Source organism: Bacteriovorax stolpii, assembly GCF_002872415.1.
In the GTDB taxonomy this organism is placed as follows: Bacteria; Bdellovibrionota; Bacteriovoracia; order Bacteriovoracales; family Bacteriovoracaceae; genus Bacteriovorax; species Bacteriovorax stolpii.
In genome coordinates, this window is record NZ_CP025704.1 from 2420184 (window position 1) to 2436097 (window position 15914).

The window sequence follows — 15914 nt, forward strand, 5'->3', positions numbered from 1 at the left end:
TATCAAAACTATTCATCACCCAAAAGCATCCTTTTTCTGATACAATGAGGCAGACACTCAATCATACTTAGGAACTTTGGCAATGAATCAAGAAAATACGTCTTCAGAATGGACTTTAATCGGTAAAACCGAAGACCTTATTCGTGAACTTGAAACTCGCGGATTAAAGGAACTTGAATTCGACAAAAAGAAAGTTGTACTCACTTATCATGACGGGGCCTTCGGTGCTCTCAATAATAAGTGCAATCATATGGGAGGGCCTCTCTCGCGCGGCCGATTAAAAAAAGGATGCATTGAATGCCCATGGCATTATTGGGAATTCAATCACAAAACAGGTGAAAGTATTTCTGGTTCAGCTGAGCCTCTCTCTTCTAATCCTGGGGCCGTCCCGACATTTCCTTTAAAGATTGAAAATGGACAATTATATATTAGCATCCCTGGTGAAACCAAGCGCGTCCAAGCAGTTTACAATTCTGGAATCATGAATCTAAGCCGAGAGCCAAAACGTGAAGCTGGAAAAATTAGAGTTCTAGGGATTTCGACAACGGCGATGGATAAAAACCATCCGCGCTTTTCGACTTCAGAAGAACTTTTAAACTCAGCTTTAAAGACGGCTGCGGAAAACCTTGATGTTGAAACGAAGCTGATTAAATTATCTGATTTGAACTTCAGGCACTGCGAAGGCTTTTACTCAAAATCAGAAAAGGCCTGCACATGGCCGTGCTCAATTACAAAAATGGACCCGACTGATGAGATGTCTCAAATCTATGAGGGCATGGTTCACTGGGCAGACGTCGTGATCGTATCTTCTCCTATTCGCTGGGGTAATGCGAGTTCACTTTATTACAAAATGGCCGAGCGACTCAACAGTGTTCAAAACCAAATAACACTAAAAGACCGAGTCCTAATTCAAAATAAAGTTGTGGGGATGATTATTACTGGTGGACAAGATAATGTTCAATCAGTGGCAGGGCAGATGTTAAATTTTTTTGGTGAACTTGGGTTTATGGCCCCTCCCTTTCCATACGTAGGGCACTCTTTGGGTTGGTCTTCGGAAGCAATGGAGTACAATATGGATTATGTAAGAGATAGTGAATACCTGCATACGCAGTCATATGAGTTAATTGAGAGAACTGTTGAGCTTTCTAAAAAATTGATTCAGGCACAGGATTAGTTTAAACTCTAATTATGAATAATTTAGCCGGTCGATATAAACTCATCAGTCATGGTACTTATAGTCCCGAAGGGATCTTTCAACCAACCTCTTCATACTTAAAAGGTGAGTTGATTTATTCTAGCGATGAATTTCTTTCTGTTCAGATTTTTTTAAAAGAAGAAATTGAAACTGCGCGAGACTTATTAACGTATTCAGGGAAATATAAAATCCTTAACAGCTCTGAGGTCAATCACCTCATCAATATTTGCTCTCAAGGCAAAAGGGACAATTCTATAGAGAAGAGAAACTATAGAATTGAAGGCGCTTATTTATATTTATCAGTTGTTTTTGAGAATAAATCTAAATTTGAAGCTAAATGGGAAAGACTATAACACTAAGCGGGAGTTGAAACCAAACTTTCAATCTTCATCCTGATCTTAGGATCATCGTTCAATTGTTTTTTGATTCTAGCAACAGCATAAATCACCGACGTGTGATCTCGATTGAAAAGCTCTCCAACCTTCATCAGGCTTAATTGCATTTTTTCTTTTAAAACATACATGGCCACATGGCGGGCCTCTGCAATCGCCATTGTCCTCTTTCCAGAGAGCAATTCTTTGCGACTAACACCAAAACTCTCCCCTACTGAATCCAGAATGAAATCAAAATCGCAAGACTGCCCAATAGCTTTCTTATCCTTGATTTCTTCTAAGGCCATCTCCATTGTGATCTTTTGCCCTTTAATCTCTTCAGAGCTCTTCAACTTATAAAGCAAGCTTTCAATCCCATAAATATTAGTGCCTGTTTGCTCAGAGACGAGTCTTTTTACATTATCAGGAAGCAGAAGCTCTAGTTCTCGGCATCTCTGCCCAACAATTTCTAGAGACAGATCACTATCAAGTTCATCAATATGGTGAATCAGTGCTGATGAAAGCTTTCTTTTTAAGCGTTCTTCACAGTTCATTAAATTCTTAGGCAGTTTCGACCCGGCAATGATCATTTTGATCTTTTTTGCCTGAACATAGTCAATTAACTGGCAAAAAGACTTCTGTAGCTCAGACTTCCCTTCCAGGTCTTCGATATCATCGATAAAAAGCGCCTCGACATTTTTTCCAGAAACATCTGGGGGCAGTGTGAGGGCGGAGCTAAAATAAAAAGATTTCTTGAGCCTTACCATCTCGTTTGCACAGGCGTGCAAAAGATGCGTTTTCCCCAATCCACTATCGGCCTTAAGAAAAATCATCCCAAAATCATTTCGTTCATTTTGAATAAATCTTTTAATGGCCTCGAAAGCAAACTGATTGGACTTCCCTACACAAAAGCGTGAGAAGCTCTTTTCACTGCTAACATTGCCATGAAAATAAACGGGGGTTGTGACTTTGGGAGGGTTTAGGACAGGTTTAGGCACTTTAACGTCCTTCACCTTTGCCTTCGCCTCAATCTCTGGAAGGGCAAACTCAGAAATAAAACTTAAGAGATCGAGCTGCTGTGGATCTTCCGCTGCTGCTGATAATATCTGTAGTTTTCTTCCTGTCGCTCTATTTGAAGTCATGTAATCCCAATGCCATTTTAAAATTCGTTTGTGAGTTTAAAGACAAAACTCAAAAGGTCAAACGAATTAAAACAACATTGGAATCTCAAAAGAAATGAAAAAATTATTTGATCACTGTCTCGATTTTAATCTGACTCTCCATCAGCTTGTGAATCGGACATTTCTCTGCAATTTCTGCCAGGCGAGCTCTCTCTTCTTCACTCAAGTCACCAACAAATGAAATCTCGCGAGTCAGTACACTCTCAGGGCCTTCTTTAACAATCTTTACGTCGACATTCGCCGATTCAAGCTTGATCCCCTTTCTCTTGGCATACATCTGTACCGTCAGAATCGTGCAGGCCGATAGTGACGCCTCAAAAATTTCATGAGGGGTTGGACCTTCATCCTTCCCACCCAGAGTTGCCGGTAGCCCCGAGATGATCTCATGTCCTCTTGCCGTGATCTGCGCTACTAAATCTTCTTTTCTCACACCTGTAATCATATAAACTCCCAATTCTTTTTAAACACTTTCTTTTAGAAACTCATTCAACTCATTTTTTAGGTTTGAATGAAACATAATAAACGCCGGGTCCTGGCCCAGGTGATGATTGTATCTACTCACCACACTTGAGGCCGGGTCTTTTAGTAAAAACTCAACCTTTTCGGCAATAGTTTTCATCTCTACCTCGCTCATTTCTTCTTCTGAATCCGCCAAAGCATCAATCTCTGCAATTAAAGCAGAAAATGGCTGAAGCCAGGCAAACCCCTTATCTTGAGTAAGCATCATCACAAACTCAAACGAAGAAATCTTTTTTTCAAAATAAGCTTCCGCTTGGTTTTTTTCATTTTCCAGGAAACGCTTATGGACATCCATAAGCGCCTGGCTAAGTTTTTTTAATTTAATTTTCATACCTATTCCTTACGGAAGATCGAAGACGATGAACTCTGAGTCTTTAGACCATTCAAGCTTCATCACATCTACGTTATCGATCGCTGCTCCGTCTCCATTTGTTAAAGTTGCCCCTTCGACTCTCACCTCTCCTTTAATCACCTGCACCCATGTGTGGCGGTGAGGGTAAGTTTTAAAAATCTTCTCACCTACATCCTGGGCCTTAACCACGTACATATCTACATCTTGGTTAATGGTGATTGAGCCATTTCTTCCATTTTTAGAAGCGACTAAAACCATATCGCTACAACCAAAGTCATTCGCAAAAGATTTTTGTGCATACCCAGGCTCTACTCCTGCTTTTTCAGGAAGAATCCAGATTTGTAGGAAGTGAGTCTGTTTATCTTGTAAATGGTTATACTCAGAGTGTCTTACACCAGTACCAGCACTCATTCTTTGCACTTCACCTGGCATAATGATTGCTTTAGTTCCCATTGAGTCTCTATGTTCAAGGGCACCATCAATGACGTACGAAATGATTTCCATATCTCTGTGCCCGTGAGTATCAAACCCTGTTCCGCCATCGATGCGGTCTTCGTTAATAACTCTTAGAGCGCTATAACCCATGTGTTTTGGATCGTAGTAACCAGCAAATGAAAATGTGTGGTTTGAGTGAAGCCATCCGTGTTCTGCGTTTCCTCTTTCGTTTGCTTTTCTTAGTGTGATCATATGTTTCTCCTTTTTTTAAAGTTGTTTGCTTTCTTACACCCTAAGAATACTCCTAACTCATGATAATTAATAATAGTCATTTATTATCAACTTGATCCAAATTTTGGATCATGATATAAGAATATTATGAACTTAGAGCAACTTGAAACCGTATTGGCCATTATTGATAAAGGAAGCTTTAGGGCAGCCGCCGAGCACTTGCACCGCTCACAACCTGCTTTGAGTGCCAGTATTAAAAACCTGGAAGAAGAATTTGGAATTCAAATTTTTGATCGTAGTGAGTACAGGCCCAAACTCACTGAAGTCGGTTCAGTCTTTATCAACTCTGCCAGAAAAACATTAGAAGCGTCTTACGAAACAGCAAAGATCGCTAAGGAGCTTGGACAAAATAAAGCAGAGACAAAACTAAAAGTCGCACTCGATCCTCTCGTTCCTATTGAGGCCATTGAAATTATCGCCCATGAATGTTCGCGCCCAGTGATCCCTGTCGTTCTCATTATGGAAAAAACAGTTCTCAATGGAAGTCATAGCCTGGTGATCGAAGGAAAAGTCGATCTTGCGCTGGCCCCTTGCCCTTTTGATGAAGAGAGAATTGAAAAGATAACGATTGAAACAGTCTCTCTCGTTGGAGCTGTCTCGAGAAAATTGCTTCAGGAAAAAAGAAAACCTGATGCTGAATTTTTAAGAACTCATCCTCAGATCTTTGTTTACAACAAAGACACCGATGAAAGAAAAGATGAACTCACGCCCGATCCTTTATATGATGGTGGTGGCCCTAAAATCTATGTGCCCGATCACTCGACCAAGCTTCGCTTAATTAGCAATGGCTTAGGCTGGGGTCGCATTTCTCAAAGCGAATTCGAACAAGAAAAGGATTTAGTCTTAATTGATAAAAAAATCTGCAGACCTTATGAATTAGAACTTTGTTTAATGAAGCCAAAACTTCGCCCTATTGGACCTATTGCCAGAAGGATTTGGGCAATCTTTGAGAAAAAGCACCGACTTCAAAATAAATAAACCAAGTTCATTCGTCGGATTTAAGGCAGAAATTGATCCATCAATCCCTCCTATGAATCTATGTTAAAATTTTCAAAGATTTAGTGTCACCAGCCCAGGAGGGGCCGTAGATGAAAGCCACTTATAAAATTCTTGCTCTTACTCTCATCGCCCTTGGTGCCAACGAAGCCTCGGCCAAAATGTTCTTTGAACCACACGGAGCTTTTATTGTCAGCGGCTCAAGCGATGAATCAGGAAGTCAGAAATACACCGGACCAATGTATGGTGCAAAATTTGGTTATTATCAAAAAGAATTTGGTCTAAACTACGGAGTCGATATCACTCGCACCTCTTATACATACGCCAGCGACACAGTGGCCTCGACGACTTTCACTCGCAACGATTTTGGTGTTTTTCTCGGTTACAATTCACAAAATTACTACAGACTTTGGGTTTCAGGCTATTACACCAGCACATCTTATGGTTCTGATTCAAGTCTAAAAGGTCAAACGTATGAATTTGGTTTTGGTTATAAGGTTTCGCCAAAGGTAAGTCTTAACGCCTACTACCGTATGCCTACTTTTACGAAAGCAAAAATTAACGGCACATCATCTGACCTGGAGCCAAAACAGGCCAATACGGAAATTGCTCTGGGTGTGAGTTTTCCTCTCGAATTATAATCTTTCAAGCAAAACTCCATTGATAAAGTCCTCCTTTTATGAGGATAATGAACAATGGATTCTCGCACTGACTTCACTAAAAATGTTATAAAAATGATCAAGGCCATTCCTGAGGGAAAGGTCGCAACTTATGCCTTAATCGCCAAGCTTGCGGGAAAACCTCAAGGCTCGCGAGGTGTCGGCTGGATTCTTCATTCAAGCACTCACGGCCATAGTCTTCCCTGGCAACGAGTGATCAAGTCTGGTGGAAAACTTTCATTCCCGGACATGAGTCCTGAGTACTTAAGACAAAAAAGACTACTGGAACTTGAAGGCGTAGAATTCACTAATGGCAAAGTCGATTTAAGGATTTATCTTTGGGATAAAAAACCAAAAAACTCTAGCCACTTTAGACCTAAACCCAAAAAGAAAAAAACGCGATGAGAATTCTCCTTAAGCTTCTTTTACTTTCTTCCCTCTTTATTAATTCTGTAGCGATGGCCGACGAACTCGATGATATGGATATGCCAAAGGGGACGCTCTTAATGCTGGCACCTCCCGTCGTAAATAAAAAATACTTCAACCTGGAGTTTGGTTTTCTAACTGAAAAAGAATTTAAACCCTGGAGTTATGAATACAATGCTTATGTCACTGCTGCTGTTTTTCAAGATTCCTACAAGCGCAATGACAATTTAAAAACTGCAGGACTTGGTTTTAAGGGAGGAGTTTTTCTTCCAACCCAAAAATGGGTGCCTCTACTGGCCACACTAAGTATTGGCTACGCCAAAACGGCCTTACACAAAAATCCTATTTTTGGAAAAGAAGAATCCAGCAAAGATAAAAAAAATATGTTCCTGTTGGAAGTCGGTGCGCTTTATTACATCGATAAAAAATACTTCATCCGTTATGCCTATCAATTAAGTAATGTGAAATATATCAAAACCCACTCCATCATTATGCTGGGGGTGGATTATTAAAAATCTTATCCTCTCACTCTTTTTTCTCGCCTCTTCTTCCTGGGCACAAGGACCCGAGCAATACAAAGATGTGGATGCAACGAATGCCTATATCGCAACAAAGTGGGATCAGATCAACCGCAGTGTGGATATGTTCTTTACAAATCAGCCGGTAAAAAAAGAGGATCAAAAAAGCAGCATTTTGGTTTATCTCAGCTCATATAAAAAAGAAGGACAAAAAATTGAAAACGATGTGGATTTCCAATTTAAAATAAGCCTTCCCAACACTTCTAAAAATCTAAAAATCGTTGTTGAAAAACAGCAGGATGAAATTACCAACGCTCTTTCCGATTCATCGGTTGCAAATAACCGAAGCCTTTCTAAAAATGGGCGCTTAACAGAGAGACAAAGTGACAATCGCTATACCGCGGGGGCAAGTTTTCTGGTTAAAAAATCTCAAGATTTTTTAAGTTCACTTAATTTCGGGATTCGAATCAGCATGCCTCTTAATCCTTACGTTAAAGCAGACTTGCAAAAAACATATAAAACCAGCTGGATTAATATTGGTCTTTCACAAAAACTAATCCTATATCGTCAGGAAGGGTTTGAAGAAGTCTCTCAAGTGGCCTTTAGCAAAAAATGGAGTCCGACTTTTCAAACTGATTTCACTCACGCCATTGTCTGGACAAATGAAACGGGAAAATTTGCTCTTCGCCACGCCCTTGTTCTCATTCAGACGATCAACTCCAGAAAAGGGTTCGCTTACTCAGTAGGTGCTAACGCCAAGTTTACCCCTACCTATTATTACAATAGCTACGATACTTCAGTCAGCTACCGTCAACTTCTCCATAAAGACTGGCTCTTTGGAACATGGACAGTTGGTGCTGACTTCGTGAAAGAAAATCATTTTAATGATGATAAGTTCGTTCAGGTCAGAGCAGATATTTTCTTTAGATAACTACTTCTGTGAACTCTTTGAATCCAGATTCTTAATCAGTGACTCCAACTCATCGACCTGCGGTTTTCTTTCGCGTTTCGAATCATTTTCTGCTCCGGATAAGTCTTTTGAAGGTGCTTGTCCTAACTGAGCTGGCGCTTTAACGACTTTGAGATCCTGGGCGATCGGTTTGATTAAATCTGAAAGATCAAGGCCTGGGCATTTTTTAGATAAAAAGCCGTGAAGTGCTTCATTGGTTTTATAAATCAGCTCTGCTTCCCCGCCAACAAAACGGTGAAGGTCTGAGTTTATCATCGTACATTTCTTTTTATTTTTATCAGTAACTGTGACCACTCCATCTTTTTTTGTAAGAGGTGTGCTTCCCATACGGTAACCGATATCGATAACAATTCCTTTTGAATAACTTTCAATTTCAATACCACTCTTATTTTGCGAGTTGATATCATTGGCCACTTTAATCGCCATATCTGGAGAGCTCACCCTTCCATTTTTATCGAATTTAAAGTTAGCCCCACTTGAATGAGTCAAGCTAAGTCCAGATTCATCGGAATTTGCAATCCCTTTTTTAGTACGCTTTGGGAAAAGATAAAAAACTCTGGCCCCTGTTGAATTTGAATTCGTCGTTCCCGGAAAATTGCTAAAAACCTGAATCGCTCCCGAATCAGTAAAAGTTAAGTTGCGGTATGACTGTGAGTCCTTGCGGTCAGCACCAACCATGATACGACAAAACATATCCTGGTATTGAATACCGTTTCCATACTTTCCAACCTGCTCAGGGCAGTTTTGAGCAAAGGCCATCGGTGTTGCCGCAAGAAAAAAGAGTAGTGCTTTCATATAGTCCTTATCGGACAATTTTGCTCTAAACTTTATTAGACCCTCGCCCATAAATGCAGGCGCTTAAAGGGGTAAAAAAACGGTTTATCATCGGGAAGACGCTTAAAGAGGCGCTCTCTAAACTCCTGTAAAAACTCCTGGTAATGCTCCTCTGTGAGGTTTTGCCTAAAGAACGAAAGCATCGAGCCCTTTACCCACTCAAGAACTTCTTCGCGCGAGCCAAGCACATGGGGATACACTTTTAAAACGACTGTTTGTTCTCTAAAGCCCAGACGGTAAAGTAAAGCTGCATACTCTTCCACCGAAAATAGGTCGTACTTCGTGTAGCCTTTTCCATTTAAACGCTGGTTCCACTTTGGTTCAAAACTCATATCGTAGGCCAGCGCATGCGTAGGATAATCGTGATTCATCGGCATCTGAACCGCGAGTTGTCCTCCAGTTAAAAGCGATTGATAAAGACTCTTAAAAAGCTCCGAGTGATTTGAGCACCATTGAAGAGCGGCGTTGGAAATAATCAGATCTACTTTCTCGCTAGGCTTCCAGGTCTCAATATTGTCTTGAATAAATGTCAGCCCCGGCGCAGAGTGAATCTGTGTTTTTTGCAACATTTCCCTAGAGGAATCAATCCCTAAGGTAACCTTGGGCCTAAAAGTTTGGTGAAACAAATGAGTCAACTCTCCCGTTCCACAACCTAAATCCACTGCTCTTTCAAATTCCTGTGGCCGAATAAAACTCATTAAATCTATAAAAGGCTGAGTCCTTTCATTCTTAAATTTATCGTATTGATCCGGGTTCCAGTTTCCTTTGATGTCATTCATAATTGACTCCTCATTGTCATCTTAAGCTTATCTCAGGAAAGATCCATAGAATTCAAAGAAAGGAACTCATTCTCAAAAGGAATGAATAAGATTTGATACTCAAACTTAAAATAAGTTTAATCTTTACTATGCCCTATTTCGAACTCCTACTGAATTGATTATAGTCCAGGACAATGAATGCCAAAGTTAATCCGTTACCTGACATTCCGTTAAGACTTCCACCAATCCTTTCCTGGCTGAGGTTGCTTGCTGTGCTCTTAGTTTTTTCAGGCCACAGTAAAACATTATTCGGTCGAGGGCACGGGGCCATTTTTTTTATGGTTCTCTCTGGTTATACCTTCACACGCTTTTTTATTAAGGAATGGTCTGAGACTGGAAAGTTAAAAATAAGAAGATTTCTTAGCAAAAGATTATCTAAATTAGTTCCGGCCCTTTTAATAGTACTCTTAATCAACCTGATTATAAAAATATGGCACCACCATCCAGTTGATGAAACCCAATTTCTCTCTGTCGCCACTTTCACCACTAATTACTTTAATGCCCTCAATGGCCATCCCAACAATGGACTCGCTCATCTTTGGACGCTTTCTCTAGTCATGCAGTTTTATTTGGTCTGGCCTTTTCTTTTTCTTCTTCTTGTTAATTACTGCCGCTCACTAAAACAAATCACCATCGCACTTTCATTGGTGATTTTAGCTGTTATCGCCTATCGGTCTGTTCTTCTTTATTTTGGTCTGGCCACAAATGCCTATATCTTTAACTCTTTTGAAACAAGAGTGGATTGTTTTCTTATCGGTGCACTCTTTGCCTTTAATATCGAATGCTCCCTCTTCCAAAAAATTCGTCAGCTCGCTTTTAAATATAAATGGAGTGTATTCATGACTATGGTTGTGATTACTTTTATGACGTCATTACCTCTTATCATGCGCAACTCTGTTGGGTTTGACTTGCACGCTTTTTTAATTGGCCTCTTTATAGTTCAGCTTGGGGCCTTAGATGACCTCTCTTTCGGCATCCTCGGGCACTCAGAACTTCTTTCCGATATCACCTACTGGTTCTATCTTTTACATCCTTGGGGAAACACTTTAGGAGACATGATCAAAATGAATCCATACGCCCAATTTTTATTTGGTGGAACTATTTTGCTGATGTGTGTAACACTTTTTTGTTACACTTTAAAGGAAGCTCGACTCTCTTCTAAAGTCTCTAATCTATTCAGATAAAAGATCTTAACAATATTATGTCTTGCAAATTTATCCCCTGCTTCATATATAAGCCTTCCTTTTTAATGGAGCATCAAATTATGAAACTAATGGTTATTGGTCTTAGTGCGTTATTTCTACTTTCTTGTGGCGTAAAAAACGATGCCTCTCATACTCAAATTAAAAAGGCCTCTGTCATCAACGGTGTTCGTGTAAAAGACGGTGAAGCTATCGCTTCAAGCATTGTTGCTGTTTACGATGTAAAGGCCAACTACATCTGTACAGGTTCATTAATCGCTCCAAACGTTGTTCTAACTGCTGCTCACTGTAAGCCTGATAGAATTTCTAATCTTAAAGTTGTTTTCGCAACAGACGTCGACTCAGTCATGAATTCACTTGAACCGGATGTAAAAGCTGAATACATTCTTCAAGCAACAGATTTTAAAGCTCACTCAAGCTACGATCCAAACAATGAAACAATTGAAGTGGATGTTGGCGATATCGCCCTGGTTAAATTCAAAGGGGCAATCCCTGCTGGATTTAAACCTGCTACATTCTTAAAAGATGAATCGCTCCTAAAAATCGGCAACACTGTAACTGTCGCTGGTTTTGGTGTGAACTATGTCGACATCTCTAAAGAAATCAACCCGAAAAAAGTAAAAGACGAAGATATCGAATACGGCGAAGTTTACTGTGAAGACGACATGAGAGGAAATCATGTGAAGTGCTTTAAAGTTGAAATGGAAGGAGACGGTATTTTAAGACAAGGTGAAGCCCCTATTTCATTTATTCATCAAACAGAAGTTAGACTCAATGAAAAGAAGGCCGGAACTTGTAGCGGGGACTCTGGTGGTCCGGCCTATATTAAGAAGGATGGCGAGCTATTCCTCTTTGGGGTCACAAGCAGAGGCTCAGCTCTTTGTAACGAAGTTGGTGTTTACACCAATGCTCTTTATTACATGCCGTGGATCAACGACACGATGAAGATTCTTAATTAATCTCATCGCAAGCGTAGATATCACTATCAATAAAATCCTGAACACTCTTTAACATTTGGTTACATTGTGTTTTGACTTCTGCTTCTTGTCTGTTGATTGGCCCGTAGTGGTTGCGGCGGACACGAAGCATGACCATCGCGTACTCAGCAGCAAATGACGGACATGATTTATTAAAGGCCTGGTACTCAGCTCCTGCTCCACTTCCAGCAATGCTTGAATTGCCACATGAGCTTACTCCTTCTTTAAATGTGTCTAAAAAACATTTCGAAGTGTCTGCTTTATATTCCGCATAGAGTTTACTTAATTCTGCCGATGCACTCATTGAATCATAACTCGTTTGAAAAATTCCGGCCTCTGCTGTACTTGCCGATGTATTCGAAGCCGACATATCTCGCCCTTCACAATACTTTCCAGAACTCTCTCTCATCCCTAAACCAATTCCTAGAGTGTAAAGAGATCTCACAGGTCCTTCTCCTGCAGTGTTGACCACTAATCCAAGATTAGAAAAAGTTGATGAATAAAGTGCCAGGGCATCTGTCGATGAGCTTCCCGCTCCCCTTGTTAAAATATCAACCAGCGCATTTGGTGAGGCCTGATTTTTTTTATAACGGCAATAGCTTCTGGCGTATGTAAGGGCCATCCCTTTAATGTATCCAGAAGGCGCTCTCCCACGGCTTGCCCATGAGTAACTAGCGCACGTTGAAGAAGAGGCAATTGATTTAACCTGATCAATATAATAATCGGCCACTTCTGGAGATGTCGGAGTCGTTGTCGATCCTCCACCAGTGCCCGTCCCTTGTTCTTCAGTTTGAGTCGTTTCATCACCTGTCGCAGTTTCGTCCTGAGGAGTACAAGATACTCCTAGGGAGAACGTTAAAATTAAAAGCATCCAGACAAGCACTGAACGTGCAGGTTTCTTCGTTTGCTCCATCCTTGGGGCTCCTTTTATCTTAATGTCGTTTATTGATCGTTATGATCTATAAAAGTCTTTCAGCAGTATGTATGCCATAATGAGAATTTTGATAAGAAACTGAAATAACAAAGTACCTAAAGTGAATAATCAGAATGCTCGGTTACATTATGCTCGATTAAAAAAATATTGATTTAGTGAATTAGAGGCCCAATGACACTGACTAAAAAAGTTTTTTGACATAGCAGAAAGTTCAGTTTCTGTACTATCGTCAACTGCCTTAAAGAGTGGTCAAACCCTGAACTCCTAAAAGGATTAGTTTAGATTCATAAGCTTGCGAAACTCCATCTTTAAAATAATCTCTCACAAACCTCGCCTATTTATCACTATAATGAAGCGATGATTAGCGAACGCATTTATCTTCTTCAATTCAAACGACTTCCTTCTAAAAAAGTCAGTCCCTATATCGATCCTTTTAGGAAACTGCATGCGAGAAATCAGGAGGCCTTAAAAAAAGTGGCCAAGACAGAAAGACGTTATTTAAAACAAGACAATCTCAAAGAAACCGCTCATCAAATGCGTGAAAACCGCGAGGCCCGTCAATACGCCAATCACCGTTTTAAACTTTTAAATGTTATCTGATTACTTCTTGCTCACAGTTGTTTAAAATAGTGAGCATGAAAATCGAGACCATGGAAATTAATGATGTCACTGACACTGCCTTGTGGGTGGCCGCTTACCGAGCAGAAGAGTCAGCAAGAAAAGATGCTCTTTTTAAAGACCCCTACGCTTCACTTCTTTTAGGAGAGGCAGGATCAAAAGTAGCTATCAGGACTCAGGGTTCGCGCTACACTTCATGGTCGGTAGTCATTAGGACCTATATCATCGATAAATTCATCACCGATATAGTCAAAGATCAAAACATTGATACCGTTTTAAACCTGGGAGCTGGTCTTGACACCAGACCTTATCGCCTTTCGATCCCAAAAAACTTGCGCTGGATTGAAGTGGATTTCCCTAAAATCATCGACACCAAAGAAGAAAAATTAAAATCGGTTGAACCTCTTTGCCATTTAGAAAGAATAAAACTCGACTTGTCTGTCGAAAAATTGCGCGAAGATTTTTTGGCAAAGGTGGCCGGGGAATCGAAAAAAGTCCTGGTAATAACAGAAGGAGTTGTTCCCTATCTTTCCAATGAAGATGCGGCAGCTCTGGCCTCTTCACTTCATCAGCATCCCAATTTTTGTTACTGGATAACTGAGTATTACTCACCGGAAATTTTAAAATTTTTGAGAACACCAAAAAGGTTAAAGCAGATGAAAAATGCTCCTTTTCTTTTTTATCCGGAAAATTGGTTTGAATTCTTTAAAGGGTTTGGCTGGAAACAAAAAGAGACAAAATACTTTGGGATTGAGTCTGAAAAATTGGGGAGAACACCTCCTACTCCTGGTTGGGTAAAAGACAATCCAGAAAAGAGCATCGAGGATACCAAAGAATTCTTAGGTTATAGTATCCTCGAGCGTATTTAATTTTTTAAAACGTCTTCAATAGAAATATTCTCTTCTTTCACGCGTGAGATCGAAGCTCCGGAAAGCTCTTTTAAAGAAAAATCCATTTTTAATGAATAGTTTCTATCAATCGTATTTCTTAATCCCTGCTCTGCCTGATACCACTCCATTTTATCTTTATTGGAATTGCATGACTGCAGTGATTCAGCATCTAGCATTCCCCAACGAAGCTCAATACAGTGGTACGGATCAAAAGAAAGCTTAAAGATATTCTTTAAAACGTGATCCAGGTTAAAAGACTTTATTGTTCCATTTGTTCTTTTAATATCAAACGAACAAGCTTTGCTTTCTTTAGCATAGGTTGCTTTAAGTTCTGCGATTAAATCATGCCCCTGGTATCTGATGGCCGGATCAGAATTTCTATGTCCCTCAATCATTTTAATCATAAGTGCACGCCCTTCACGAATCGATGCTTTTAAACGCGCATCCCTCGAAGGAGTTGAATAACTTTCCCAGTCCCCGTCTGTTCCATAGATATTGTCAGGAAGTTTATCTGGATGGTTTTGAGTTGAAAGCCCTGCTTTAATAGAAGCATCAACCGCGGCAACTCTTTCTTTTACATCATGACAGATTTCATCCATCATTTCTGTTAACTCGACCACTGGATTATAAACCAGATTTCCAACAGAAAGCTTATTGCGGACATATTCGTAAAAATCCATTTCTGTATTATTGAAAATAAACTTTTTACCCTTTTCAAATTGCTCTAATGAATAGTCTGGAAGTTCATCATTTGAGACTGCATTGACACCAGCTTCAACACTAAATGGTCTCCAGTTAGAAAACCCTCCACCAATTTCTACATTTGTCTGAGAAAACTTCTCTCCATATGTGATCGCCGTTAAGCTATTGTCTGGATGGGCATCAATCAAGTGAACTTTTCCATTTGTTGTCACTTCGTAAACCACTGCGATGTGACCATTTGGATCGTAGAGAACTGTTCCCGGTTTAATAGAATTTCTATTAATCGCTACGGGGTATGTGTCTCTAAAGAGCTCATTGGTCATATCAGAAGAAGCATCTGTTCGAAACGATGCCGTTGAAATACTGTTGGCCACCCCTTCTAAAATCGTATTGATGTTATCGCCATTTTTTACATAACGTTTTTGAACCAGTGTGTTTCCAAAACTATTATAGCGAATATCTGTGTCTTTATCCCCGTAGATTTTCTTTCTTACGCTTCTGATCTGAGCTTTGATGATCGGTTTTTTTAAGAAACCTGCTTTTTCTAATTCCAGGTTCAATCTTTCAAGCTCCGCTAAAAGTGCCGGAAGCTCAGGCGACTTAATGGGAGCTGGAGTTAAGTTAACCGGATAAGTAAAAGGTAAATCATTCATCCAGCTAAAATAAGCTCTCAGGATGTATGGGAGATCAGCGCAGTCTGAATAAACATCAGAGAGCCCCTCTGGATTTAAATTGTAATAGCGAGGATTGGCCACAGGGCTCTTTAAGCAGTCACTTGTTGTATGACAGGCACCAGATTTTTTCCCCTTCCCTAAAGTTGCAACAAACTCTTCATAAGATTTCTCAAATGACTTGTTCCAGGTTTTATTTTTAATCTGCCAGCCAATTGGTTTTTTACCATCGGCCATTGCAGAAAAAGAAGTGCTCGAAAGAACTATTGCCAGGGCCACTAGTGTTTTATTGTTTGCCATAAAAAATCCTTAGAATAAATTTCCAAGGTTTTACCCATGAGGAGACGATAATTGA

19 protein-coding genes are annotated in these 15914 nt (G+C 40.0%); 11 read left to right on the forward strand and 8 right to left on the reverse strand.

What is annotated here, in order from left to right:
* Positions 1 to 82 precede the first annotated feature (82 nt).
* On the forward strand, positions 83 to 1174 hold the full coding sequence (locus tag C0V70_RS11865; RefSeq protein ID WP_102244074.1) for a Rieske 2Fe-2S domain-containing protein: 1092 nt from the start codon (positions 83 to 85) through the stop codon (positions 1172 to 1174).
* Positions 1175 to 1188: 14 nt separating this feature from the next.
* Positions 1189 to 1548 (forward strand): lipocalin-like domain-containing protein, encoded by a 360-nt coding sequence (locus C0V70_RS11870; protein WP_102244075.1) that lies wholly within the window; start codon positions 1189 to 1191, stop codon positions 1546 to 1548.
* A gap of 2 nt (positions 1549 to 1550) precedes the next feature.
* On the opposite strand, the gene C0V70_RS11875 is transcribed toward C0V70_RS11870, so the two are convergent.
* The 4 genes from C0V70_RS11875 to C0V70_RS11890 all read right to left on the reverse strand — a co-directional run bounded on the left by C0V70_RS11875 (position 1551) and on the right by C0V70_RS11890 (position 4305).
* Positions 1551 to 2708: a DnaA/Hda family protein gene (locus C0V70_RS11875; protein ID WP_102244076.1), complete on the reverse strand. Its 1158-nt coding sequence runs from the start codon at positions 2706 to 2708 to the stop codon at positions 1551 to 1553.
* Positions 2709 to 2811: 103 nt separating this feature from the next.
* A complete protein-coding gene (locus C0V70_RS11880; protein WP_102244077.1) occupies positions 2812 to 3189 on the reverse strand; it encodes an OsmC family protein in 378 nt (125 codons plus the stop codon).
* 18 nt (positions 3190 to 3207) lie between these two features.
* On the reverse strand, positions 3208 to 3597 hold the full coding sequence (locus tag C0V70_RS11885; protein WP_102244078.1) for a hypothetical protein: 390 nt from the start codon (positions 3595 to 3597) through the stop codon (positions 3208 to 3210).
* Between the two features lie 9 nt (positions 3598 to 3606).
* Entirely contained in the window at positions 3607 to 4305 is a 699-nt protein-coding gene (locus tag C0V70_RS11890; RefSeq protein WP_102244079.1) for a pirin family protein, read from the reverse strand.
* A 126-nt stretch (positions 4306 to 4431) separates the two neighbouring features.
* Between C0V70_RS11890 and C0V70_RS11895 the strand changes: the two genes are divergently transcribed.
* From C0V70_RS11895 to C0V70_RS11915, 5 genes are all read left to right on the forward strand, one after another.
* Positions 4432 to 5322, forward strand: a complete 891-nt coding sequence (locus C0V70_RS11895; RefSeq protein ID WP_102244080.1) for a LysR family transcriptional regulator — start codon at positions 4432 to 4434, stop codon at positions 5320 to 5322.
* A gap of 110 nt (positions 5323 to 5432) precedes the next feature.
* Positions 5433 to 5981 carry a hypothetical protein gene (locus C0V70_RS11900; protein ID WP_102244081.1) on the forward strand — a complete coding sequence of 183 codons (549 nt, stop codon included), beginning with the start codon at positions 5433 to 5435 and terminating at the stop codon, positions 5979 to 5981.
* A 54-nt stretch (positions 5982 to 6035) separates the two neighbouring features.
* A complete protein-coding gene (locus C0V70_RS11905; protein WP_102244082.1) occupies positions 6036 to 6404 on the forward strand; it encodes an MGMT family protein in 369 nt (122 codons plus the stop codon).
* Positions 6401 to 6937, forward strand: a complete 537-nt coding sequence (locus C0V70_RS11910; protein ID WP_102244083.1) for a hypothetical protein — start codon at positions 6401 to 6403, stop codon at positions 6935 to 6937. Before C0V70_RS11905 ends, C0V70_RS11910 begins: the two co-directional genes overlap by 4 nt.
* Before the next feature lie 70 nt (positions 6938 to 7007).
* On the forward strand, positions 7008 to 7874 hold the full coding sequence (locus C0V70_RS11915; protein WP_102244084.1) for a hypothetical protein: 867 nt from the start codon (positions 7008 to 7010) through the stop codon (positions 7872 to 7874).
* On the opposite strand, the gene C0V70_RS11920 is transcribed toward C0V70_RS11915, so the two are convergent.
* Positions 7875 to 8708 carry a hypothetical protein gene (locus tag C0V70_RS11920; protein ID WP_102244085.1) on the reverse strand — a complete coding sequence of 278 codons (834 nt, stop codon included), beginning with the start codon at positions 8706 to 8708 and terminating at the stop codon, positions 7875 to 7877. It lies immediately after the preceding gene.
* A gap of 35 nt (positions 8709 to 8743) precedes the next feature.
* Entirely contained in the window at positions 8744 to 9526 is a 783-nt protein-coding gene (locus tag C0V70_RS11925) for a methyltransferase domain-containing protein (RefSeq protein ID WP_102244086.1), read from the reverse strand.
* A gap of 173 nt (positions 9527 to 9699) precedes the next feature.
* Here C0V70_RS11925 and C0V70_RS11930 point away from each other — a divergent pair, with 173 nt between their 5' ends.
* Both C0V70_RS11930 and C0V70_RS11935 read left to right on the forward strand, forming a co-directional pair.
* A complete protein-coding gene (locus tag C0V70_RS11930) occupies positions 9700 to 10749 on the forward strand; it encodes an acyltransferase family protein (RefSeq protein WP_102244087.1) in 1050 nt (349 codons plus the stop codon).
* A gap of 80 nt (positions 10750 to 10829) precedes the next feature.
* On the forward strand, positions 10830 to 11726 hold the full coding sequence (locus C0V70_RS11935; protein ID WP_102244088.1) for a S1 family peptidase: 897 nt from the start codon (positions 10830 to 10832) through the stop codon (positions 11724 to 11726).
* Here C0V70_RS11935 and C0V70_RS11940 read toward each other — a convergent pair.
* Positions 11719 to 12657 (reverse strand): hypothetical protein, encoded by a 939-nt coding sequence (locus tag C0V70_RS11940; RefSeq protein ID WP_102244089.1) that lies wholly within the window; start codon positions 12655 to 12657, stop codon positions 11719 to 11721. The two genes, C0V70_RS11935 and C0V70_RS11940, sit on opposite strands and share 8 nt — an antisense overlap.
* Positions 12658 to 13035: 378 nt before the next feature.
* Between C0V70_RS11940 and C0V70_RS11945 the strand changes: the two genes are divergently transcribed.
* Both C0V70_RS11945 and C0V70_RS11950 read left to right on the forward strand, forming a co-directional pair.
* Positions 13036 to 13278 (forward strand): hypothetical protein, encoded by a 243-nt coding sequence (locus C0V70_RS11945; protein WP_102244090.1) that lies wholly within the window; start codon positions 13036 to 13038, stop codon positions 13276 to 13278.
* 35 nt (positions 13279 to 13313) lie between these two features.
* Entirely contained in the window at positions 13314 to 14165 is an 852-nt protein-coding gene (locus C0V70_RS11950; RefSeq protein WP_102244091.1) for a class I SAM-dependent methyltransferase, read from the forward strand.
* On the opposite strand, the gene C0V70_RS11955 is transcribed toward C0V70_RS11950, so the two are convergent.
* Positions 14162 to 15859 (reverse strand): hypothetical protein, encoded by a 1698-nt coding sequence (locus tag C0V70_RS11955; RefSeq protein WP_102244092.1) that lies wholly within the window; start codon positions 15857 to 15859, stop codon positions 14162 to 14164. The two genes, C0V70_RS11950 and C0V70_RS11955, sit on opposite strands and share 4 nt — an antisense overlap.
* Between the last annotated feature and the right edge of the window lie 55 nt (positions 15860 to 15914).